Source organism: Paenibacillus sp. FSL H3-0321, from assembly GCF_038002865.1.
Taxonomy (GTDB): domain Bacteria; phylum Bacillota; class Bacilli; order Paenibacillales; family Paenibacillaceae; genus Paenibacillus_AQ.
Window position 1 is genome coordinate 2,591,301 of sequence record NZ_JBBODH010000001.1, and the last position, 23,973, is coordinate 2,615,273.

Genomic DNA, 23,973 nt, shown 5'->3' on the forward strand with positions numbered 1-23,973 from the left:
GTACTCTGTTGTCACAAAACTATAGCATTCCAAGACTCTGCCCGCAACATCATTTGCAGGTTTAGGTCTCTATAGCAAAAAGCGTATTTTATCCGGCATAACGGACAAAATACGCTTTGGCTTCATGAGAATCAGTTCTGCATTAACGGCTCACAGAAGTCATTCTATTCTTATTTTTCAAGTTCCCGCAAGTCATCAGCCAGTGCATACCCAACCTTCCAGATATCTCCTGCGCCCATCGTGATCACCAGATCACCGGGAGCGATACGGCCCCGCAGGTCAGCCAGCACGGCTTCTTTGGTAGGCAGATGCCTTGCACCGGCGTTGCTGTTCTGTATAATCAGCTCCACCAGCTTTGCGGAAGTGACACCTTCAATCTGCTTCTCTCCGGCCGGCGAATAGATATCCGTAATGATCACTTCATCAGCTTCGCTGAAGGCACGGCTGAACGCATCCAGCAGAAAGAAGGTACGGGTGTAGCGCTGCGGCTGGAACACGGCAATAATCCGTTTGCCGGTTGCTTTAGCTGCGCTGATCGTTGCCTGGATCTCCGTTGGATGATGGGCGTAATCGTCTATTACAAGAATATCATTGATTTCGCCAAGCACCTGAAACCGGCGCTTCGCTCCATGGAATTTCACGATAGCTGCAGCGATTTCTTCAAATGCAATCCCTGACTTCAGACAAGCAATGACCGCAGCCATTGAATTGTACAGATTGTACTGTCCGGGAATGGAGAGCTCAATGCGCCCCAGCACTTGACCGCCGCTGTTCATTGTATACGCCACCTGCCGGTCGCCGAGCACGATGTCAGTGGCTATATAATCAGCGTTCTGATGAATACCGTAGGTAATTACCGAGCCCTTAACTTCAGGTAAAAGGGCGCTGACATTCTCATCATCCGCACACACAATCGCGGTGCCGTCTTCGCGCAGCTGGTTCATAAACTGCACGTAAGCGGCCTTCAGGCGGCCGAAGTCCCCACCGTAATTCTCCAGATGGTCCGCTTCAATATTCGTTACGATCCCCAGCCAAGGATGATACTGCAGGAACGAGCCGTCGCTTTCATCCGCTTCGGCCACAACAAATTCCCCTTGTCCTGCCTTCGCATTCGTACCGACATTCATAATCTCTCCACCAATAATATAGGTCGGGTCCACTCCGCAATCTTCCATGATCAGCGCGATCATCGAAGAGGTGGTAGTTTTGCCGTGCGCGCCGGCGACAGCTACCCCTTTGCGTTCATTCAGCAGCCTGGCCAGCATCTGCGAGCGGTGTAGAACCGGGATTTTGAGACGTTCCGCCTCTACCCATTCCACATTATCACTTGCGAGTGCCGTAGAATAAACAACCAGATCTGCACCCTTAACCTGTTCCGCAGTATGTCCAATATAGACTTTGGCACCTTTGGCAATCAATTTCTCGGTTAATTCCTGAGCTGCCACATCGGAGCCCGTAACCGTATATCCCATTTCCAGCATCACCCGGGCAATCGCGCTCATTCCGTAGCCGCCGATCCCTATAAAATGCACACGTTCAGTAGTATCCAACAGTTCGTCACCAGCCTTTTTCAGAATCGGGTTGCTGCAAAAGCGTACTTCGTACATCAGAAATCAAATACAGCGTTCCGGACACGACAGCAAGGTCGTCTTCCGCTGTGATCGATTGCAGCAGTTGCAGCGCCTTACCCCAATTACGTTCTACTATGATTTTTAAGTTTTCTTTAGCATATTTCTCACGCAGACGTTCTGCGATGGCCTGCAGATCTTCCGCGTCCATTTTCTTCCGGAAATCCGGTTCGGTCAGGATGAGCGTATCCACTATAGGCAGTATATGCTTGAAGTATGACTCATGATGCTTATTTGCCAGCATCCCCATGAGCAAATTTAATTTACCGTATTTATAAAACTGCGGAAGGCTCTTGGCCAGGCTCTCCGCACCTTCGGGGTTGTGCGCCCCATCCAGTACAATGCGCGGAGAAGCACTTACCTCTTCCAGCCTTCCAGCCCAGAATGTGCTTCGGAAACCCTCCAGCACATCCTCATCCTCCAGCATAAAGGCCATATATTGCCGCAGAACCTCCAGCGCCATCATGGCCCCGGCCGCATTGCTGAGCTGATGCTCGCCTTTCATGGCAATGCCGATCTCAAGGGAGCGGAAGGGACCCTTAAAGTTAAAGCTCTGCACGCCGTCTTTGATTCCGGCTAGCTCATAGCTGAAATCTTCTCCGGCCAGATAGAGGGTAGAGCGGCTGTCTGCCGCTTTGGCCTTAAGCACCGCTATCGCTTCCGGCTGGCTCACACAGCTGACTGCAGGAACACCCGGTTTGATAATTCCGGCCTTCTCACCGGCAATTTCCTCCAGCGTATCTCCCAGCACATCGGTATGATCATGTCCGACATTCGTAATCACGGACACAATAGGTGTCACGATGTTTGTTACATCCAGCCTTCCCCCAAGCCCCGTCTCCCATACGACTACATCCGGATAACAGACCTCCCCGAAGTAGAGAATCGCCAGCGCTGTGGCCACCTCGAACATCGTCGGTGAACCAAGCTCGCTGTCTGCAATTTCCTGTACCAGCGGACGAAGCTTATTCGACAGCTCCAGCAAAGTATCTTCGGGAATATCCGTCCCATTGTACTGGAAACGGTTAGTGAACTTGGTGATATAGGGCGAAGTAAAGGTCCCTACGCTGTAACCGCTCTGGATCAGCACACTGGTCAAAAAAGCGCAGGTCGAGCCCTTTCCGTTCGTCCCCGCCACGTGAATGAATTTCAGCTTGCGGTGCGGATGGTCCAGCTTCTCCATCAGCAGCTCAATCCGCTCCAGACCCGGACGAATGCCGAAAGGAATTAGACTGTTGATCCACTCTACCGCTTCTGTATAGGAACTTAAGGGAGCGGTACCGCCGCCCCCGATGATCTCTTCCATATCCCTTATCCTCTCAGCTCTGCGATGCGGGCGAGCACTTTCTCGCGTTTTGCGGAATAGTCCGCCTGCTTTGCACGTTCCTCTTCGATGACTTTTGCCGGCGCCTTGGCCACGAAGCCCTGATTGCCGAGCTTCTTCTCCACGCGCTCTACTTCGCTGTTCAGACTCTGAACTTCTTTTTCCAGACGGATAATTTCCTGCTCAATATCGATCAGCCCCGACAGCGGCAGAAGAAGCTCTGCGCCCGTAACTACTGCGGACATGACTTTATCCGGTGTCTGCGGATCAAGGCTTGCTTCGAACGAAGATGTGTTGCAGAAGCGTCCGATGTAATTGTCGTTGCGGGTAATGATGCTCAAGGTGTCTTCATTTCCGGCTTTGATGATCAGCTCAACCTTCTTGCTCATCGGCACATTCACCTCGGCGCGGATATTACGAACCGCACGAATGATGTCCATCAGCAGGGTCATTTCTGCCACTGCCTGCGGATTCTCAAGCGCTGCATCATATTTAGGCCATTCCGCCAGGGTGATCGTTTCGCCTTCATGCGGCAGATGCTGCCAAATTTCTTCGGTAATGAACGGCATGAACGGGTGAATCAGGCGCAGCGTACGGTCCAGCACATAGGCCAGCACCGATTGCGTCTTCGCTTTGGCAGCAGCGTCAGCCCCATAAAGCGACAGCTTCGCGAACTCGATGTACCAGTCACACAGATCATCCCAAATGAAGTTATACAAGAGGCGGCCGGTCTCGCCGTACTCGTACGAGTCAATTAGACGCGTAATATCACGAGAAGTTTCGTTCAAGCGATGCAGAATCCAGCGGTCCGCCGTACTAAGCTCACCTGTAATGTCAATATCTGCAAAATTCACGCCTTCCAGATTCATCAGTGCAAAGCGCGAGGCATTCCAGATCTTATTGGCAAAATTACGCGCCTGCTCTACCCTCTCCATGCGGAAACGCAGATCCTGTCCGGCTGTGCTGCTTGTCGAAATCATATAACGCATAGCATCTGCACCATATTGCTCGATAACATCCAGCGGATCGATCCCGTTGCCGAGCGACTTGGACATCTTACGTCCTTCGGCATCGCGCACCAAGCCGTGCATGAATACATCGGAGAACGGCTTCTTACCGGTGAACTCCAGCGCGGAGAAGATCATGCGCGCTACCCAGAAGTAAATGATGTCATAGCCGGTAACCAGGACATTGTTCGGATAAAACCGCTGATAGTCGCTGCTGCTTTCATCCGGCCAGCCCAGTGTAGCGAACGGCCACAGATTGGAGCTGAACCACGTATCGAGAACGTCCTCATCCTGCTTCAGATCATCAAGTCCGCTGATTTCGCGGGCTTCCTCTTCCGTATATGCTACAAACACTTCACCTGTAGATTCAGAGTACCAGGCCGGGATACGGTGTCCCCACCACAATTGGCGGGAAATACACCAGTCACGCACATTTTCGATCCAGTTCAAATATGTTTTCTCAAAACGGTCCGGTACGAAATTAACACCTTCGCCGTTCTTCTGTGCAGTGATGGCAGCTTCGGCCAGCGGCTGCATCTTCACGAACCACTGGGTGGACAAATATGGCTCAACCACTGCGCCGGAACGCTCGCTGTGTCCTACCTGATGCAGATGGTCCTCAATCGAAATCAGAACGCCCTGCTCTTTGAGATCAGCAACAATCGCTTTGCGGCATTCGCTGCGGTCCAGTCCCTGATAAGGACCTGCCTCCTCGTTCATCATGCCGCCTTCGTCCATCACATTGATCTGCGGAAGGTTATGGCGTAGGCCAACTTCAAAGTCATTCGGATCATGGGCCGGAGTGATCTTAACCGCGCCGCTGCCGAATTCTTTCTCTACGTAATCATCGGCGATAATCGGAATTTCCCGGCCGATGACCGGAAGGATCAACGTTTTGCCGATTAGATCCTGATAGCGTTCATCCTTCGGATGCACCGCTACCGCCGTATCGCCCAGCATCGTCTCCGGACGTGTCGTTGCTACGGTGATGAATCCGCTGCCGTCTTTAAGAGGGTAGCGCAGGTGGTACAGGTGACCGTTAACTTCTTTGTACTCAACTTCAATATCGGATAAAGCGGTACGGGCTGCCGGATCCCAGTTGATAATGCGCTTGCCGCGATAGATCAGTCCTTTACGGTATAACTCCACAAATACCTGGCGTACACCGCTGGACATCCCTTTATCCAGAGTGAACCGCTCGCGCGAATAGTCGAGGGACAGGCCCATCTTGGCCCACTGCTCATGAATGGTGTTGGCATACTGGTCCTTCCACTCCCATACCTGCTCCAGGAATTTCTCGCGGCCCAGATCATGCCGGGACAGGCCCTGCTGGCGCAGCTTCTGCTCCACCTTGGTCTGGGTAGCAATACCAGCATGGTCCGTTCCCGGGAGCCAAAGGGTATCGAAGCCCTGCATCCGCTTGGTACGGATCAGGATATCCTGCAGCGTGAAATCGAGCGCATGCCCGATGTGCAGCATCCCGGTTACATTTGGCGGTGGAATTACAATGCTGTAAGGCTCTGCTTCAGGCCGCATTCCAGCCTTGAAGAACTCCTTCTCCATCCAGTAGGCATACCATTTCTGTTCAGCCGCCTTCGGATCATATGTAGTCGGCATATCGCTCTTTGCGCTATTGTCGGCAGCAGCATCCTGTGCCGGATCTTGCGGCTTCAGCAGCTCTGCCGCCGCTTTGTTGTGATCAGCCATTCTAAACCCTCCATTTAAGTAGCATTGGTAGATGTATCTCTGAAGCTGGACCTCTGAAAAAAAATACAAAAAGGCCCTTCGTCTCAAAGGACGAAAGGCCATTCTTTCGCGGTACCACCTTTGTTTCGCGCCAATAAAAAATAAACCACCGTTCCGGTCCCATAGGTTCCGGAAACTTAGCGCGACACTCACGCAGATAACGGCTGCAACCGGCCACTTCCTAACCTGTGCTTCATGAATCTGAAGACAAGCTCAGAGGGGCAACTCCGGGGCGACTTCGGTGGCTGCATCCTGCGGAAACTCACAGCAATTTATAGTTCCGCTCTCTGAAGGGCTGACCGCCTACTCTTCCCGTTCCCAGTCTTTATTAAGAATTTACTTAATCCAATAATACATTTAGTACTATTCCTAGTCAACCAGCATACACACAAACTGCGGGACTTATACCGCCCATTTCTAAAATTAGCCTCCTTCGCCTGATTCGAACCCCTGGTGTTCATCCTTAATCTCAGCTCAGAGGACAGAAATACAAAAATCCCGATCTCATCCGATCGGGATTCTGACACCGATGCGCCTGCCGGCATCTCTTAAGGGATATACAAAACTTGGCCTTCCTCCACATTCTGACCGGAAAGACGGTTGTACATGACAAGCTCTCTTGCACTGAGCTGATATTTCTCCGCTATAGTATCGATTGTTTCTTCACGCTGGACAATGCAGAGACGCACTTTACGGAACAGATCCTTGCCGTTTAAGCCACCGATAAAGCGGCTTTTCCATTCCCCGTCACGGCCGGAGTCCGGAACAGGCGCCGCCGCAGCTGTATCCTCGGCGATAAGCTCCTCCTGTTCCTTGCGGGAGCGGCTGGAGCTGAGCAGGGAAGAGAAGGTAAGATGCTCCTTCGCGGGAATATCTTCTTCTCTCTTGCTTCCCAGGGCAACCTTGAGATCCGGCTTCTCCTCCTGCGGAGGTGCTGCTTCCTTAGAGATCACGCCTTCGCCCGCGTTCTCCTGATCAGCGTGAGATACGGAGCTATCCTGAGCAAAAAGTGCCGCATAGTCCCCATTTTGAGCAGAGAAATCCTCTTCTTCCTGATGGGACGCATGCACCTCCGCGGCTGTATTCTCAGCGGCAGCATCCGAAATGTCCTTTGTGCTGCCTGAACTTTCGGTGCCTGATACTTTGGCAATGTCAGAACTGTTAAAGGGATTTGTATAGCCAGCCTGATTTCCATCGGCCGGGACGGCCTGCTCCGCTCTCCCTTGTGCCCCGAAGAAGTGACCCGAAACAGGTTCGTTGTTCGCGGTTCCGGCTGCTGATATCCCCTGCGGGCTATCAAAGCTGTGTGTCCGCACCTTCACTTCCTTGTCCTTCTGTTGGGCCGGTGGGGATGCAGCAGGCTGGTGGGTGAACACAGTGCCTTCCAAAAACAGCGGATTCACAGCAGCTTCAGGGCCACTGTGGGCAAACTCATGCTCCTCAGCGAAATTCTCTGCGGTGCCTTCGCCATAAGTCCACACTGAGTTTTCATACAAGGCATCGTTCTCATGCTCCTTGGCCTCTACCCTAACCCCCGTGGCCTGTTTTTCCTCGTCAGGTGAATAAGCTGCCGTGTACTCCTCCTGCTGCCAGGCGGGCTGCGTCTCCGCTCCCCCGATTCCCCGCAGCGAGAGTACACCAGTTATATTGACCGTACGCATCGTAAGCAGGTCGATATCGAAATTCTCGATCTCCACCCCTATGTCTTCAAGTGAGCTGACCCGGGTCAGCGGTACTGTGATTTCAACAGGAATGGCATGCTCCAGACGTTCCGTCCGGTCATTCTCACCCCGGTAGAGTCCGGTGAGCAGAAGCTGTCCGTACAGCTCGGCCCGGTCCTCCCGCTGAATCACCTGGATTTCCGGAATCAGCTCCACCTCTTCCAGTTCAGCGATTCCCGGAAGTTCTTCCGAAAGGTGGATGCGTTCATAAATATCAAACCGCAAACCGTGGGACTGGTCAAACACGGGAAATGTCCTCCTTCTTGGCATAATCTAACCCCGAGACAAGCCCAGAGCATAAGCCCAAAATGTTACTCCTCTCATGTATATGCTTCAATCAGAAAGGCATGACAACTTTGGACACTTCATCAGAGCGGCCGTCTCTTATTGCTTGTCAAAACCAAAAATACGGGCATCGGGAACGGAATAATCCAGCGGCAGCCTGCTCCGCAGAACCGGTACCAGTGGATTGCCGGGGGTAACGCTGCCCAGCAAATCAGCCGGATGAAAAGCTCCCTGAATCGCTCCGGCTTCCTTTTCCACCGCCAGCATTTCGCCTCCGGTCCCCCCTCTACACAAGGCTTGCTTTCCCACCGCTTTGCGGTACACCTTAAGCGTTCCTTCCGCCATGACATCCAGCGAGCGGCAACGGACCGCCCATTTTCTCGCCTGGTTTCCTGTCCGCCCGCGCAGTTCATCATCACCTAGCAGCAGAAGCAGCAGCTCCGCCAGCCCCCCTGAATCTTCCGCAGGAAAGATCCAGCCTGTTTCCCCGTGCTTAACCATTTCCGGCATCCCCGTCGTCCCAGCCACAATCGGTGCAATACCGGCAAGCTGGGCTTCTGTGACCGAGTAGGGCTGCGTATCCTGCAGGCTGGGCTGCACATAGATATCGGCCTGCTGCAACGTGGCCGGGATATTGTCCAAATTACCCACAAACAACAGATGTCCCTGAATCCCCAGCGCTGCCGCCTGTGATCTCAGCTCTTCCAGGAGACTACCGCTCCCGGCTAAGACGCAGACCCAGTCCTGACGGCTGCGATGCACCAGACCCAGTGCGCCGATCAACACATGCACGCCCTTGATGTACTCGAAACGGCCGGCGTACATAATAACTTTATGTCCCCCGCCAAGCTGTACCGGGGAAGGCAATGCCGCCTTGTCATTGTACTGCTCCAGGTTGATCCCGTAAGGCAGCGTATGAATCCGCTCCGGAGTGACGCCGAGCTCATTCACCAGTTGACCGATCCATTTTGAAGAGACCAGGATCAGATCGGCGGCATGTGCGCCAAGCTGCTCAATCCGGCGGAAATAGCTCCAAATCGGCCGGCTCTCATATTTCTCCTTCGTAAGCTCCGGTTCAATCCCCTTATACTCGTAATACGACTCCCGGGCCAATGCCCCGTGAATGCTGGACACCAGCGGCACCCGATTTTTCATCACCCGCCGCAGCGCGTAAGTGGAGATGGGATCCTGGGTGTGGATGAGATCATAGTCCTCCAGGCCGAGCACAGACGCTCCCGCCTCAAACACATAACGGCCAATTTCAAAACTGAAGATGCCATGCTCCAGGTACAGATGCGGAAACCGCTGAGGATCGAGATAAGGCAGCAGCGTGTTATAGTATGCATTTTTATCAAAATAGCTCTCCTTGTTCAGCAAATATAACGTATTGCTCTCTACATGGCTTCCCATCAGCGTAACAGAATGCCCCTGCTCGCTCAGCTTGTCTGAGAGCTGTTTCATATACGTCCAGATTCCGCCCATATTAGTGAGTCCCCAGTAGGTGACCAGCAGTATTTTCATGAACCCCTCTCCCCGGCTTGTAGAATTCATTTCATGAGGAGCAGCCTGCTCCGCGTTAACAAAGTATTATATGACCAGCGCTGGCTATAAGGCATGGGCAACAGTCTCTTTCTATGAAAAAAAGCACCTGCCCGTTAATAGAAGTAGGTCTGCCGACCAGCTGCTGAAATCCAAAAAGCCCGGAAGGAAACGGCTTTCCTCCAAAGAATAAAAGCCTGTAGACGAGGCCGTAACGGCTCTGTCTGCAGGCTTATTTATACTTGGCTTAGCTCGCTCCCGCACAGGGGGATGGATGGTTCTCCGGGTTGAGCGGCTGACACTTTGCCCTCTCATATTCTATAGCTGGGCAGCGTTAAAAGTATCTCCGCCTTCAATGGTACCGGAGTTAAAACCTTTGTAGAACCAGCGTTTCCGCTGCTCCGAAGACCCGTGGGTGAAGCTGTCCGGCACCGCATATCCTTGTGCCTGCTTCTGGATCGTGTCATCGCCGACCGCACTCGCCGCCGTCAGAGCCTCCTCCAGATCGCCTTCTTCCAGCAGGTTCATGCCCTGGGCGTGATTGGCCCAGACTCCGGCCAGATAATCGGCCTGCAGCTCGAACCGGACCTGATATTTATTGAATTCCTTCTCGCTCAGACTCTGGCGAAGCGAATTCAGCTGCTTCGACGTGCCCAGCAGGGTCTGTACATGATGGCCCACCTCGTGGGCAATGACATAAGCCATCGCGAAATCGCCCGGCGCCTGGAAGCGCTGCTGCAGCTCATCATAGAAACTCAGATCAATATACAGCTTGGCGTCCCCGGGACAATAAAACGGCCCTACTGCCGAAGTGGCCGTTCCGCAGGCAGAATCCACACTGCCGCTGTACATTACAAGCGTCGGATCCTCATAGGTCATTCCCTGCTGCTTAAAAATCTCACCCCACACCTCCTCGGTGTCGGCAAGAACCACGGATACAAATTCGGAAAGCTCCTGCTCCTCAGCTGTCTGCTCATAAGGAGCTGAAGAATTGGTACCGCTGGATGTCAGGTTCGCTAATATATCCCCGGCATTGCCCCCGCTGAGCAGTGTTACAATCACGACAAGAATAATTCCGCCGATCCCGCCGCCAATGACCTTCCCGCCGCCCCCGCTTCTGCCTCTGCGGTCCTCCACATTCGAACTGCCTCTTCTTCCCTGCCATTTCATAGCTATGCCCCCAGTCGTAGGATCGTTAATGTGCCAAGCTGCATTCCGTAAGGGTATATATCTTATTAGTGTTATACCCAAAAACGGCAGATTGGCACTTCCACTTGCTGGGCGGGCGGGAAATGGGGGGGGACAAGAAAGTAAGAACACGGCGGCAACACTAATTTAGCTGCAATTTTCTGCAACACTTACATCGTCATTTGTAATGATGACCTTGGAATGTCCCGATAAGGACTCGGTATACGAACATATCCCGACCGTCTTCGGAGAGGACTCATCTCTTGGATCGGTATACTTGAGATAAATTCCGCCTTCGCCGGAAAGGCTTAGCTCAGGACTGATCTTCACCTTTGTTCCACTGGAAATCCCTTGCTCGAAGCTTTCCTTGGAACTGCTCTCAATGATCTGGCCAGTGGAATCGCTCGTAAGGACCCCAGTTTCTACGGAAAACAGATCGTAATCGGATTGATTGTCTACGGTCACAGTAAAACTGCCAAATTGCTGAATCAGTTTCACAACATCCGGACCGACAGTAGCTGCAGTAATACTCAAGGCAATTATTAAAACCGCATCGAAGACGGCTATCGTTACAGAGATTCTGTTCCATTTCATCTGCTGTCCATCTCCTTTATTAGAAAGACGAACCGAGACGCAGAAATGTATCATCCCGCAAAATATTTAGCACGGCTGGCGCTTGAAGGGGGCGACACCCAGCTTTCCGCGAATCGGAGGTATTTGAAGGAATGCGCGGATTCGCATCATCAAGTTTGCGACTTGTTCACATTTGTGATTGTTAATTTTCCAACAACAAAAAAAGACGCCAAGGTGGGAGTCGGGACTGCATCCTGTCTCACAAACAGGTACAGCCCCTTCAGCCTCGGGTCTCTTTATAGTTGCATTATAAAATTTGATTGTCTTTAGATCATTTAGTCGCTAGGCAACTCCAACAGACTAATTTCAGCCTATTGTCCCGCCGTCCAGTTCCTCCCGCAGCCGCAGCATATCCTCCGGCCATGGATCGGCTATTTCCAGCCTCTCCTTGCTCCAGGGATGGCTGAAAGCCAGCACCTCACCGTGCAGAGCCTGACGGCTGCTGCCTGTCAAACCCCAGCGCGGCCCGCCATACAGCTCATCCCCGTACAGCGGATGACCCATATGGCTGAGGTGAACGCGGATCTGATGCGTGCGTCCGGTTTCCAGCTGCACCTTAAGCGAAGTGCCGCCTTGCAGCACCTCGCGTCCAAGGATTAACGTTACCGCGGATTGTCCGCCGGGCGAAACACGCCTGCGCGCCGCATGATGGCGGTCGCGGCCAATCGGGGCGTCGATCACCTTGAGCGCAGGCGGGACGACGCCCTCCACAATCGCGGCGTACCGCCGCGATATCACCTTCTCGCGCATGTCTTCATCGAGTACAAGCTGCGCATATTCATTCTTCGCATAGAGCACAGGACCCGTGGTATCCTTGTCCAACCGGTGTATATGCCGCACGGCGACGCCACCGCCGGAAGCGGCATAATGCGCTGCAACAACATGATCCAGCGTTGTATCTGACCCGCTGCCGTCCGGGTGAACCGCCATACCCGCAGGCTTATGGACAACAAGGCAAAAGTCGTCCTCATACAGCACTTCAAGCTCCTGCCACACCGGCTCAATGCCCGCTTCCCGATAAGGAAAAAGCGCCAGCCGCAGCCGGTCGCCCTTCCACTGGATGCCGCCTTCGCGGCGCAGCCGGGCATGGAGTTTCACCGGCATCCCGGCCGTCTCCAGCAGCCAGCGGTCTACTGCAGCCTGCGGATCAGCTGCTCCGGTAACGACCCGGCCGGGCATGGCTTCCAGCCATTCGCCGCGCCGGGTCCAGGCGCCGCCGCCCTGGACCGATACATTATCTGCTCCGGACATCACAGTGACTTCAGGGCGTTCAAGTGAGCTTCGATAGTATCATCGATATCCTGCTCGCTGTGTACAGCGGATACGAACATTCCTTCGAACTGCGATGGCGGAACACTGATGCCCTGATCCAGCATCTTGGCGAAGTAGCTGCGGAACATATCCAGGTTACTGGTTTTGGCCGTTTCGAAGTTGATTACCGGACCTTCGGTAAAAAACGGGCAGACCATGGAGCCCACACGGTTAATCGTCAGCGGAATGCCGGTCTCGGCGCTATTCCGCTTAAGACCTGCTTCCAGACGTGCGCCGAGTGTCTCCAGGCGGTCGTACACCTCTGGCGTCAGCAGCTTCAGCGTGCTGAGACCGGAAGCCATCGCCAGCGGATTGCCGCTGAGCGTACCCGCCTGGTAGATCGGGCCGGATGGAGCGATCTGTTCCATAATCTCTCTTTTGCCGCCATAAGCGCCTACCGGGAGACCGCCGCCGATTACTTTGCCGAAGCAGGTCAGATCCGGTTCAATGCCGAACAGTCCCTGAGCACAGCTGCGGTTCACGCGGAAGCCCGTCATGACCTCATCAAAAATCAGCAGTGCTCCGTAACCCGTCGTCACCTTGCGCAAGCCTTCAAGGAAGCCCGGAAGCGGCGGCACAACGCCCATATTCCCGGCAATCGGTTCTACAATAATCGCGGCAATCTCACTGCCATAGCGTTCAAAAGCGATTTTGACCCCTTCCAGGTCATTGTACGGCACAGTGATCGTGTTGACCGCTACGCCTTCAGGCACGCCAGGGCTATCCGGCAAACCAAGTGTGGCTACGCCGGAGCCGGCTTTGATCAGCAGGCTGTCCGCATGACCGTGGTACGAGCCCTCAAACTTGAGGATTTTGCTGCGTCCGGTAGTTCCCCGGGCCAATCGGATCGCACTCATAGTAGCTTCCGTACCGGAGTTGACCATCCGCACGATATCCACCGAAGGGACACGTTCCACCACTGTTTTGGCCATTTCCGTCTCCAGCAGCGTAGGCGCGCCAAAGCTTGTCCCTTTTACCGCCGTCTCCTGCAATGCCTTTACGACCTCTGGGTGAGCATGCCCCATAATGAGCGGTCCCCACGAGCAGACGTAGTCGATGAAGCTGTTGCCGTCGATATCGTAAATGCGCGAACCCGCGCCATGATCCACATAAACCGGTGTCAATCCTACGGATTTGAACGCCCGCACCGGGCTGTTCACCCCGCCGGGAATATACTGCTTCGCTTCTTCAAAAGCTGCACGGGAAGCTTCTTCCCGGCGCGCCAATGGCACATTACCCATGGTTCCTCACTCCTGTTCGATTCTTGATTAGCTTAGCCCTGTAGCCAGCGTGCCGCATCCTTGGCAAAATAGGTAATGATAATATCCGCTCCTGCACGCTTCATGCCGGTCAACATTTCCAGTACTACCGCCTGCTCGTCGATCCAGCCCTGCAGCGCCGCCGCTTTGACCATGGAGTATTCTCCGCTCACATTGTAGGCAACCAGCGGCAGATCGAACTGGTCGCGGATGGTCCGGATGACATCTAGATAAGCCAGCGCCGGTTTCACCATCAGCATATCCGCACCTTCCAGCACATCCGAATCCGCTTCGCGGATCGCTTCCCGCAGATTGGCCGGGTCCATCTGGTAGGTTTTGCGGTTGCCGAACTGCGGAGCAGAGTCAGCGGCTTCACGGAACGGGCCGTAGAAGGCCGAAGCATATTTTACCGAATAGGACATAATCGGCACATGCTCGAAGCCATTCTCATCCAGTCCGGTGCGGATCGCCTGCACGAAACCATCCATCATGTTGGAAGGTGCGATAATGTCCGCCCCGGCCTTGGCCTGCGATACTGCTGTACGGGTCAGCAGCTCAAGCGAAGCATCGTTGATGACATCGCCGTGTACGACACCATCTACTGTATGGGTATGAACCATCCCGCAGTGGCCGTGATCGGTGAATTCACAAAGGCAGGTATCGGCAACGACCAGCAGCTCAGGATACCACTGCTTGATCAGCCGCGTAGCTTCCTGCACGATGCCGTCATCTGCAAAACCAGATGAACCGATCGCATCCTTGGTCTCAGGAATGCCAAACAGCAGCACAGCAGGAATGCCCAGTGCAGCAATCTCATCCACTTCGGCCTTCAGCATGTCGAGCGAGAAATGATACACACCCGGCATGGAGCCGATCTCATTCTTCACACCTGTTCCATAGGTAACAAAAATCGGCTGGATGAAATCCAGCGTATTTAATATCGTCTCACGCACCATTCCGCGAATTCCGGCTGTCCCGCGCAGACGGCGGTGCCGTGTAATTGGAAAACTCATTGGACATCCTCCTGTATAGTAGATATATAAACACATACGTTAAGTGATCTATTGAACAATAGCCCTGCTGTGAACTGAATGAGACCCGGGAAGGGGCATTCATACGGTCACAGACGAACTCGGTCGGACTGAGGTGAACTCAGAGTAACTCAGATAAATACAGGCAAACAAAGGGTAAACCAAGCAAACTAAGCAAACTAAGCTAACCCAGCTAACCAAGCAAACTCAGAAGCTAACTAAGCTAACCAAGCAACTAAGCAACTAAGCAACTAAGCAACTAAGCAACCCAGCAAACTCAGACAAACTCAGACAGATTGCGCTAACTGCATTCTCTGCAACTAATTTCACAATATGCCCGCTGTTTTGCCGCCTAACTGTACTTCATACAACTAAAATCACCGAAATAGCGAATTTCCGCTTAAATGGGCAAATTTAGCTGTACAGAATACAACTAACCATCCTTATGAGGGATTTAAGTCTATTTTAGCTGTACAAAGTGCAGCTAAGTTAGATTTCCCTACTCGTCCGTCAGCCATTAAATGATTATCGCAGCCGCGTTCCTTCATTCCAGCGGCACAACTCCTGTACCAATCCCTCGATCGTCGCCTCGTCAGGGAGCAATCCCGGGGTCAGACCGGCTTCTACGGCGGTCTTTTCGGTCACGGGGCCGATGCAGGCAATCTTCACGCCCGCCAGCAGCGGAAGCGGATCTTCAAGCCCCATCCGCTTCAGGATGCTGATGAAGTTGCGCACTGTCGAAGAGCTGGTGAAGGTAACCGCGTGAATCCGCTTCTCCTCCAGCAGCTTAAGCAGCTCGATGTCATCCTCGCCGGTGACCACCGTCTCGTAGGTGTCCACTTCGGTCACTTCCAGCCCCAGCTCCCTCAGCTTGTCCGGCAGCCACTCGCGCGCGAGGTCGCCGCGTGGCAGCAGCACCTTCTGCCCAGGCAGCAGCCTGGAGCCGAAGGCTTCGATCAGCCCCTCTGCCTGGAAGACTCCAGGCAGCTCCTCGGCCACCAGCCCGCGCTGGGCCAGCGCCGCGGCTGTGGCCGGTCCCACCGCGCCGATGCGCGCGCGGTGCAGGCCCCGGATGTCCACCTTGAGCTCCGCCAGGTGACGCCAAAAAAACTCCACGCCGTTCGCGCTCGTGAAGAAGACCCAGTCGTATGCGGATAACGCGCCGAGCGCATCTGCAATCTTGGCCTTCTTCTCTGCGCCTTCCGGCATGACCGTCTCAATGACCGGGAACTCGTACGGCTCGCCGCCCAGTTCCTCGATCCGGTCCACCAGCTCGCTGGCCTGGCTGCGGGCCCGTGTAACCACAATGCGCTTGCCGAACAGCGGCAGCGCTTCTACCCACATCAGCTGCTGGCGCTGCAGCACCACGTCGCCGACGACGATGACGGCAGGCGGCTGGAAATCCGCCGCCTTTACCTTCGCCTCAATGTCGGTGAGTGTCCCGATCAGTGTCTCCTGATCCGCGCGTGTACCCCAGCGGACAAGCGCGACCGGCGTTTCCGGCGACCGCCCGTGTTTGATCAGCTGGGCGCTGATATAACCGATTTTGGCAACGCCCATCAGAAACACCAGTGTTCCAGTAGCATTCGTCACCTTATCCCAATGAATGGAATGATCCAGCTTATCTGGACTTTCATGTCCGGTAATAATCGAGAGCGAGGAAGCATAATCCCGGTGAGTCACCGGAATGCCGGCATATGCCGGCACGCTGATCGCCGAGGTAATGCCCGGCACGATCTCATAATAAATGCCATGTCTGCGCAGCAGCTCCGCTTCTTCACCCACACGGCCAAAAATCGTCGGGTCTCCGCCCTTCAGCCGTACGACCGTCTTTCCCTCAAGCGCCAAATCGACGAGCAGCTGATTGATTTCCTCCTGCTTCATTGTATGGCGGTCAGGCAGCTTGCCTACGTATATTTTTTCTCCGCCGGACTTCATATGTTTCAGCAACCTCGGGCTGGCCAGCCGGTCGTATACCAGCACATCCGCCTTCTGGATGCACTCCAGGCCTTTCACCGTAATCAGCTTGGCGTCCCCTGGACCTGCACCTACAAGATAGACTTTCCCCTTCATCTCCATCATCCCCTTACATCCGCCAAAATCTTCTCCGCTCCCCGGGCAATAAGCTTCCTGGCGACCTCTTCGCCAAGCTGAACCGGATCTTCCCCGGTGCAGGTTTCCTTCAGGATCACTGAGCCATCCGGCGTTCCCACCATGCCGGTCAATGTGATGACCCGGCAGGTAGAATCCGGTGCAGCAGATCCCGCTAATGCATTAGCTTCAGTTCCATTGTCTTCTGCTCCCAGTACCGCAAAAGCGCCAATCGGCACCTGGCAGCCGCCGTTCAGTGCGCCAAGAAACGTCCGTTCCGCCGCCACTGTAAGGGCCGTATGCTCATCATTATAAAGTGCCAGCAGCTTCCGCAGCTCGGCATCATCCTCCCGGCATTCGATGCCGAGTGCTCCCTGCCCTACAGCAGGCAGGCAGACCTCCGGCGGCAGATATGCGGTTACCCGGTCCTCCCAGCCCATACGCGAGAGGCCCGCAGCCGCCAGCAGGATCGCGTCGAATTCGCCGCTCTCCAGCTTCTTCAGCCGTGAGTCAATGTTGCCGCGCACCGGCTGGATGTCCAGATCAGGCCGCAGTGCGGCAAGCTGGCTGGAACGGCGCAGGCTGCTGGTACCGACACACGCACCCTGCGGCAGCTCATCCAGACTAGCTGCTCCGGTGGCGATTAGGCAGTCGCGCGGATCAACCCGTCGCGGCACTGCACCGTTAATCAGCCCTTCCGGCAGTTCAGAGGGCATATCCTTCATACTATGTACAGCCATATCGATCTCTTTGGCCAGCATGGCCTGCTCAATTTCCTTTACGAACAACCCTTTGCCGCCTACTTTGGACAAGGTGACGTCCAGAATCCGGTCGCCTTTGGTGACAATCCGGTGCACTTCAAAGGTGAAGCCGAAGCCGTGCTGCTCACTCAGACGCTCCAAATCGGCGATGACATGCCCCGTCTGTGTCAGCGCGAGCGCACTTTGTCTGCTGCCTACAATAATCTTGCGCATATTTACATTCCTCCCGGTAACCTGCATGTGCCTTGCTGCTCTCACAATCATACTACTCTTATACAATCAGCGGCATGCCTGCCGTTCCTTCACGTTTTCGCATTTGCCCCAAGATCAGCGGAATCTACCCGTGAGCCGCTCTTTACAACTGCATCTGCAAGGCTTGGTTCAGCCACATTCCGGTCATTTACCCGGCGTTTCCCCGGATTCGGCCACCAATGGATACTCCCGCAACATTCTGGCAAGTTTTTCACTTCTACCAGCAACTCGTGCCTTCTTCAGCAGTCAGCCCAACGTTCGCGGATCTTCAACATACCTACGCCTCACGGTTAGCGGCAATCCAGACCTGAACCGTCTCCGGGCTCCACTCTTTAAAAGTACCCTGTCTGATCTCATCCAACACGTCCAGATGGGCCAGCTTGCGCAGAAGCCGGGCACGGACCGCCGCTGAAGGCTCCTGCCGCTTGATCTCTACCCGCAGCGCATGCAAAAAATCCAGGTACGGCTCGTATTCCTCGCCCAGCATCTCCGCAACCTGCTCCGTAATCTTCGCAGCCACACCAGGACCAGCGCCCGAGGTCGATACGGCCACCGTCAGACGCCCCCGGCGAAACACGCCGGGAGTAATGAAATTCCCCGACTCGGCATGGCTGGCCACATTCACCGGAAGGCCCAAAGCCTTGGCCTCGCGTGCGGCTGCTTCATTAACCGCCAGATCACTGCTGGCGGCATAGACCAGGAAGGCCCCCTCAAGATCCCCGGGAGCATAAGGGCGGCTAATCCAGATTAGCATGCCCTTCTCTGCAAATTCGCTAAGCCTCTCCGTTAGCGAGGGGCTTACAACTGTCACCGCCGCTCCCGCTTCCAGCAGCGGACCTACTTTGCGCTCGGCAACGGCCCCGCCGCCGATCACCACTACCCGTTGATCCTGCAAATCCAGCATGACCGGAAAATAATTCATCATGTTCATCACTTCCCGCCCCAGCCGTGGAAATCAGACCATGAATTCAGCAGAAAATTCAGGATAATGAAGCCATATCCCGAAATCGCCCAGCGGGCCATAACCGTCCCGCTTCTTCGGCCGGACCGCTTCAGCAAGATATAGGTTAAGTAAATCCCAAGCCCGACAAGTGTAGTCAGCACCTTGGGATCCTGGAACAGCGGGGTCCGCCCCTCTGCGATAATGGACATGCCCGCCAATACAAGCGATACGCTCAGCAGGGGAACCCCGGCAAGGATTGATGTATACGAATATTTGTCCATCGTTTCCAGACTAGGCAGACGCCGGACGCGGTCATCCCATTTCTTGCTCTTCAGCTTACTGTGCAGGAACAGATACATTATCGCAAATACCGCACCCAGTGTCAGTGCGCCAAAGCTCAAATTAGCTAAAATAATGTGCATTGCCAGCCATCCGTGCACCGCACTCCAGCTCTCCAGGCCATGATCCGCAGCCGTCAGCCATACCCGGTTCAGCAGGAACACACTGAAGCCCGCTCCGCTGAGCAGCAGGATGGTGAATTCACCTCCGCGCGTGTACGCCACCGCAAGTGAAGTCAGCACGATACTGAATGAGAACCAGAACAGGAAATCATAAGGGGTGAAAATAGGCAGTCCTCCCTCCTGGGAGAAACGGATCGCAAGCCCGGCAGACTGCAACAGTCCCACAACGACAAGAAGCCCCGTGCCTAGCCGCTTCCCGCCCGGATTACGCCGAAGGCAATCCGAGAAAATAAACAGCAGGCTCAGGGCATATAGCAGCAGAGCGGTATCATATATTCCGTTCAGCAGTTGCATGTTCTTCACCCGCCCAGCAGGCCTGCCGGAGCAAACACCGTCTTAGGCACGTTGAAGTCGATGCTTGAAGAACGTTCTTTGTCAGTCCGCTCAACCGGTGCAGGGCTGCCGCCGTCCGGATCGGTTCCCAGCTGCTCCTGAAGGGCAAAGATTTGCGTGAAATAATCAAGTGCCTCACTACCCTGCTTGCCGCCGGACAGTTCCTTAATCACATTGATCGGATCATGCATCATCTGGTTCACAATACTTTTCGTCAGGCGGCGGATCACCTTGCGCTGGTGCTCGTCCAGCTCGGGCAGCTTGTTGAACAGACTATCCATAGTTTCTTCATAAATCCCGTTCGATTTGTCCTGAAGCGCGCGGATGACCGGTCTGACGCCAAGCGTCTTCAGCCAGACCTGGAATTCCTCCATCTCTTCTGCGATCATGACCTCGATCTTGGCCGCTTCACTGCGGCGCATCTCCAGATTGCTCTCGACGATGCCTTCCAGATCATCAATGTCATACAGGAACACATCCGGCACACTTGCCGCCGCCGGATCAATATCACGCGGAACGGCAATATCAATCATGAACAGCGGCCGTGAAGGACGGCGCTTCATGCCGGCAGCCACCTGATCCGCTGTCAGCACAAAACCGTCAGCGCCAGTAGAGCTGATGACAATATCGACTTCATCGAGATGCTTCAAAGCCTCGTCAATCGTGCTCGGCTTGCCCGAGAACTTCTCAGCCAGCTCTATCGCCCGCGACAACGTGCGGTTGGCAACAATAACCTCTGCCGCACCGCTGCTGTACAGATGCTTCACCGTAAGCTCGCTCATTTTGCCGGCGCCGAGAATCAGCACTCTTTTGCCGGTGAACATGCCGAAAATACGCTTGCCCAGCTCCACCGCCGCATAGCTGACCGAAACCGCGCTTTCGCCGATCGAAGTTTCACTATGCGCCCGCTTGCCAAGCGTCACAGCCTGCTTGAACAGCTGGTTGAACCATGTACCGGTCACGCCTTCTGCTTGGGCAGTCAAAAAAGAATTGCGCACCTGTCCCAGGATCTGCGTCTCACCAATCACCATGGAATCTAAACCGCAGGTCACACGGAACAAATGGGCAATAGCCTGCTCATCTTCATATATATACATATGCTGTGCAAATTGTTCACTCTTTACATTGAACCACTGCTCCATAAAGCTGCGGATGAAGTATCCGCACATATGAAGGCGGTCCACGACCACATAAATTTCCGTCCGGTTACAGGTGGCGACGACAACCCCCTCCAGAACGCTCTTGGTCTGCATCAGTTCATGGAGCGCCGCAGGCAGATCCTTCTCCGCAAAAGCGAACTGCTCTCTCACCTCTACGGGAGCCGTACGGTAATTCAGGCCAACGACGACAATATGCATCGCTTGTTCACCATCCTAGTCTCTAATCAGTGGTGTAGGCACTATCACTGTTTATCCATATTTAAAGGTATGTCATACACAACATCCGAAATCGCTGTGTTAAGTATATCACAAGGAAATAGGGCTTTTTACAAAACCTTTGAACTATTTATGACATCCAGATAATAATTATTATAAATAAAACCCCGGAGAAGTGCTATCGTTTATGATGGGTTTTTTTCAGAATAATTATAATGTTTTTTTATAGCAAAAAGGAGCAGCGCTTAACCTGCTCCTTTAACAACAATCTCTGAGATATTCCATATTCCGCATCAGACTTGCGGAATGACTGTGACAGCTTCTCCGCCGCGAACTCACCCTAATAATCCTTGATCATCCGGCAAGAGCCGCGTTTGAGCAATACCGCATCGTAGACAATATGCTGGTTGTTTGACTGCCCCGAGATGAGGTCAAAGAGAACGCCCACACTTGATAATGCCATTTCCGTGCCCGGTTGGCTGATTGTATCCAGAGAGGGATGATAATACTCAGCCATCTCAATACCATCAAAGCCAAGGATCGAGATGTCGCCCGGAATAGACAATCCGGCGGTAAGCACAGCTTTGGCCGCACCAATCGCAATGGTGTCGGAGGCTGCAAAAATAGCCGTAACTCCCTTATTCTTGTTGAACAGTCTACGCGCGGCATTAAATCCGGAGCTGGGACTGTATTCACAATCCTCGACCATTTGAGCATCGTAAGGCAGATTATGCTCTTCCAGTGCTTTTTTGTAGCCCAAGTGCCGGCGGTTGCCTGTGGTTTCGTCCAATAAAGGGGACTTAGCCAGAAACCCGATATTCGTATGCCCGAGTGAGATTAAGTAATTGGTCGCCTTATAGGCTTCCTTCAATTCATCAATGATCACACTGGAAAATACGGAGGGGTCCACCTTCTGGGTTGAGGTAATCGTCGTCAGCACAAAAGGAATCGTCAGCTGTTTGAACTTTTCTTCGGAATGATTATACGTTCCGCCCATAAAGATAATCCCGCAGAGATTCTTTTCCTTCACCAGCTGAATGGCCGCTTTGATTTCATCCGTTCCATCCTCCACCTGTTGAATGAGAAACGGGTAACCCCGCAAATTAACCTGCCGTTCAATTTCTTTGATCATATTGGAAAAGAAAGGATTGGTAATCCCCTTGACCATAAGTGCAATGTTCTTGGATTCCGTGGTTTTCAAATTCCGCGCGTTGGAATTGGGAACATAATTATATTCCCTGACCACACTCAGAACCTTCTCTCTTGTCGCCTTGCTCACCAGCCCTTTGTTGTTGATTACCCGCGAGACTGTTGAGATGCCGACACCGGAAATCCGCGCGATATCCTTAATATTTACGTCCACTGTACTCCCCCATCTATGGGTAAAGGAGCTATAAGTAATTATAGCTCCCTTACGCCTTATAGCATTCCTTTAGTTGACAGGAACAAATTCTGCTAATTGTTTCTGTACTTCGGCAATGACCTTGTCAATTCCTGCTTTTTTCAACTGTTCGCGGTATTCTGCAACTGCTTTTTTAGGTTCCTGGCTAGTTTTGCCAAGCATCAGCTGGATACCAAGCTGTGAATTCACGTTGGAGATTGAAGCGATTTCTGTAGTCACATTCGACGGATCGAAGCTGAATCCGTTGTACGGATCATCGATCGCCACTTTATCCCATTCAGCGAACAAGGAGTTGCGGATAGGGTTTTCGGTATCACTCGGAACAACGAACTTGTCATTTCTGAGTGACCAGGCCGAGAAGCCGCCAGCATCCGTTTTTTCATTGTAGCCTGGAGGGAATTTCTTGATGCCGTCTTCAATGACATATTGCTTGCCTTCAATCCCGTATTGAATAAGGTTGTAATAGCTCTCATCGGTCATAAACTTCTCAATCACCATCAGTGCGCGTTCCGGATTAGCCGAATTTGTGCTGATTACGGTCGAGTTGTCCACGCCCATCTTACGTTTGATTTTCTTGTTGGCTTCAGCGAAAGTGAAGAAGTAAGGATCTGATTCAGGTTGTGCCTTGATATCCGCTCCATACTGGCCGATCCAGTCTTGGGCATGAGTCAAATAACCTGCAGAGTTTCCCGCTCTAAAGTTCTCTTTCCCGCCCATGGTTGCGGACAGCACATCTTTACCCCAATATCCTTTATCCGCCCATTCACGCATTTTCACAGCCCAGTCTTCAAATTCCTGGGTGTAGGCCGGATGGAAGACGGTTTTGAAGTCCTCCGGACTCTTGGTTACCAGATTCAGTTCATTTAGAGAAATACCAGGGGCGTTAAGCCACATATCCGTGGTATCGACCAGCATTCTGAACATATTCTGCGCATCTTCAGCCTTGCCGTTGATCGGCGTGAAGGATTCGTTAGCAACAACATTATCCATATACTTCACCATATCATCTATTGAGCTGATTTTTTCCATTCCGTATTTCTTCAGCAGATCAGAACGATAAGCAAAACCGGTAGGTGTGTATTCACTGTAAAGACTCGGAACTCCATAAATTTTGCCTTTGTACTTCGTATTCTCCCAGACAGTTGCAGGAATTTCCGCCTTCAGCTTGGGAGCAACCTTGTCCAGCATCTCCGTGATGTCCACGAGTGCGCCTTCACTGGCTAATGTAAAATAGGAAACTGGTGCTCCGGGAGAGGCGTGGGACATATCAAAATTTTCACCGGAAGCAAATAATAACGGGTACTTGGTAGCCGTATCCGGCCAGTCAATGTACTTCACTTCAATGCTTGCATTCAGATCTGCCTTGAGCTTCTTGTTGATCTCGCCAAGGATCGCCTTGTTGTTAACCCCTTCACTGCCCCACAGGTAGTACGTCAGCTTGGCTTCCTTGGAAGTGTCCACTCCACCCGTATTTGCAGTAGTTTCCGACTTTCCGGAATCCGTTGGAGAAGTGCTTGACTCATTGTTGTTGTTCTTGGACGTGCAGGCTGTCAATACCCCGGCAAGCATGAGGACTGCCATTAAAGAAGACGCGATTTTTTTACCTTTCATCAGGTAAGCCT

Annotated in this window: 17 protein-coding genes and 1 other annotated feature; all 17 genes read right to left on the bottom strand. The window is 53.3% G+C overall.

What is annotated here, in order from left to right; genetic code table 11:
- Positions 1-170 precede the first annotated feature (170 nt).
- The gene (gene murC / locus MHI45_RS11425) at positions 171-1,550 is read right to left on the bottom strand and encodes a UDP-N-acetylmuramate--L-alanine ligase (RefSeq protein ID WP_038595713.1); all 1,380 of its coding nucleotides are present in this window, start codon (positions 1,548-1,550) and stop codon (positions 171-173) included.
- 7 nt (positions 1,551-1,557) lie between these two features.
- Positions 1,558-2,934, bottom strand: coding sequence for a bifunctional folylpolyglutamate synthase/dihydrofolate synthase (locus tag MHI45_RS11430; RefSeq protein ID WP_038595716.1), 1,377 nt, complete (start codon positions 2,932-2,934; stop codon positions 1,558-1,560).
- 5 nt (positions 2,935-2,939) lie between these two features.
- Positions 2,940-5,576 carry a valine--tRNA ligase gene (locus MHI45_RS11435; protein WP_038600550.1) on the bottom strand — a complete coding sequence of 879 codons (2,637 nt, stop codon included), beginning with the start codon at positions 5,574-5,576 and terminating at the stop codon, positions 2,940-2,942.
- 173 nt (positions 5,577-5,749) lie between these two features.
- Positions 5,750-6,034, bottom strand: a binding site (T-box leader).
- Between the two features lie 219 nt (positions 6,035-6,253).
- Positions 6,254-7,672, bottom strand: a complete 1,419-nt coding sequence (locus MHI45_RS11440) for a LysM peptidoglycan-binding domain-containing protein (RefSeq protein ID WP_076114067.1) — start codon at positions 7,670-7,672, stop codon at positions 6,254-6,256.
- A gap of 138 nt (positions 7,673-7,810) precedes the next feature.
- Complete coding sequence (locus MHI45_RS11445; RefSeq protein ID WP_052092266.1) at positions 7,811-9,232, bottom strand: glycosyltransferase family 4 protein; 1,422 nt, start codon at positions 9,230-9,232, stop codon at positions 7,811-7,813.
- A 336-nt stretch (positions 9,233-9,568) separates the two neighbouring features.
- Entirely contained in the window at positions 9,569-10,420 is an 852-nt protein-coding gene (gene ypfJ / locus MHI45_RS11450) for a KPN_02809 family neutral zinc metallopeptidase (protein ID WP_076114068.1), read from the bottom strand.
- Between the two features lie 165 nt (positions 10,421-10,585).
- On the bottom strand, positions 10,586-11,032 hold the full coding sequence (locus tag MHI45_RS11455) for a hypothetical protein (RefSeq protein WP_076114069.1): 447 nt from the start codon (positions 11,030-11,032) through the stop codon (positions 10,586-10,588).
- A 345-nt stretch (positions 11,033-11,377) separates the two neighbouring features.
- Positions 11,378-12,322 (bottom strand): RluA family pseudouridine synthase, encoded by a 945-nt coding sequence (locus tag MHI45_RS11460; protein WP_076114070.1) that lies wholly within the window; start codon positions 12,320-12,322, stop codon positions 11,378-11,380.
- Complete coding sequence (hemL, locus tag MHI45_RS11465; protein WP_038595727.1) at positions 12,322-13,623, bottom strand: glutamate-1-semialdehyde 2,1-aminomutase; 1,302 nt, start codon at positions 13,621-13,623, stop codon at positions 12,322-12,324. The genes MHI45_RS11460 and hemL overlap by 1 nt, the downstream gene beginning before the upstream one ends.
- A gap of 32 nt (positions 13,624-13,655) precedes the next feature.
- Entirely contained in the window at positions 13,656-14,654 is a 999-nt protein-coding gene (hemB, locus tag MHI45_RS11470; RefSeq protein ID WP_076114071.1) for a porphobilinogen synthase, read from the bottom strand.
- A gap of 543 nt (positions 14,655-15,197) precedes the next feature.
- Positions 15,198-16,745 (bottom strand): uroporphyrinogen-III C-methyltransferase, encoded by a 1,548-nt coding sequence (gene cobA / locus MHI45_RS11475; protein WP_341119066.1) that lies wholly within the window; start codon positions 16,743-16,745, stop codon positions 15,198-15,200.
- Between the two features lie 5 nt (positions 16,746-16,750).
- Positions 16,751-17,737 carry a hydroxymethylbilane synthase gene (gene hemC / locus MHI45_RS11480; protein WP_341119067.1) on the bottom strand — a complete coding sequence of 329 codons (987 nt, stop codon included), beginning with the start codon at positions 17,735-17,737 and terminating at the stop codon, positions 16,751-16,753.
- A gap of 316 nt (positions 17,738-18,053) precedes the next feature.
- Entirely contained in the window at positions 18,054-18,701 is a 648-nt protein-coding gene (locus tag MHI45_RS11485; RefSeq protein ID WP_341119068.1) for a precorrin-2 dehydrogenase/sirohydrochlorin ferrochelatase family protein, read from the bottom strand.
- A gap of 5 nt (positions 18,702-18,706) precedes the next feature.
- A complete protein-coding gene (gene ccsA, locus MHI45_RS11490; RefSeq protein ID WP_341119069.1) occupies positions 18,707-19,534 on the bottom strand; it encodes a cytochrome c biogenesis protein CcsA in 828 nt (275 codons plus the stop codon).
- 5 nt (positions 19,535-19,539) lie between these two features.
- Positions 19,540-20,931, bottom strand: a complete 1,392-nt coding sequence (gene hemA, locus MHI45_RS11495) for a glutamyl-tRNA reductase (protein ID WP_341119070.1) — start codon at positions 20,929-20,931, stop codon at positions 19,540-19,542.
- A 358-nt stretch (positions 20,932-21,289) separates the two neighbouring features.
- Positions 21,290-22,312 (bottom strand): LacI family DNA-binding transcriptional regulator, encoded by a 1,023-nt coding sequence (locus MHI45_RS11500; protein WP_341119071.1) that lies wholly within the window; start codon positions 22,310-22,312, stop codon positions 21,290-21,292.
- A 69-nt stretch (positions 22,313-22,381) separates the two neighbouring features.
- Positions 22,382-23,962: an ABC transporter substrate-binding protein gene (locus MHI45_RS11505; protein ID WP_076114210.1), complete on the bottom strand. Its 1,581-nt coding sequence runs from the start codon at positions 23,960-23,962 to the stop codon at positions 22,382-22,384.
- Between the last annotated feature and the right edge of the window lie 11 nt (positions 23,963-23,973).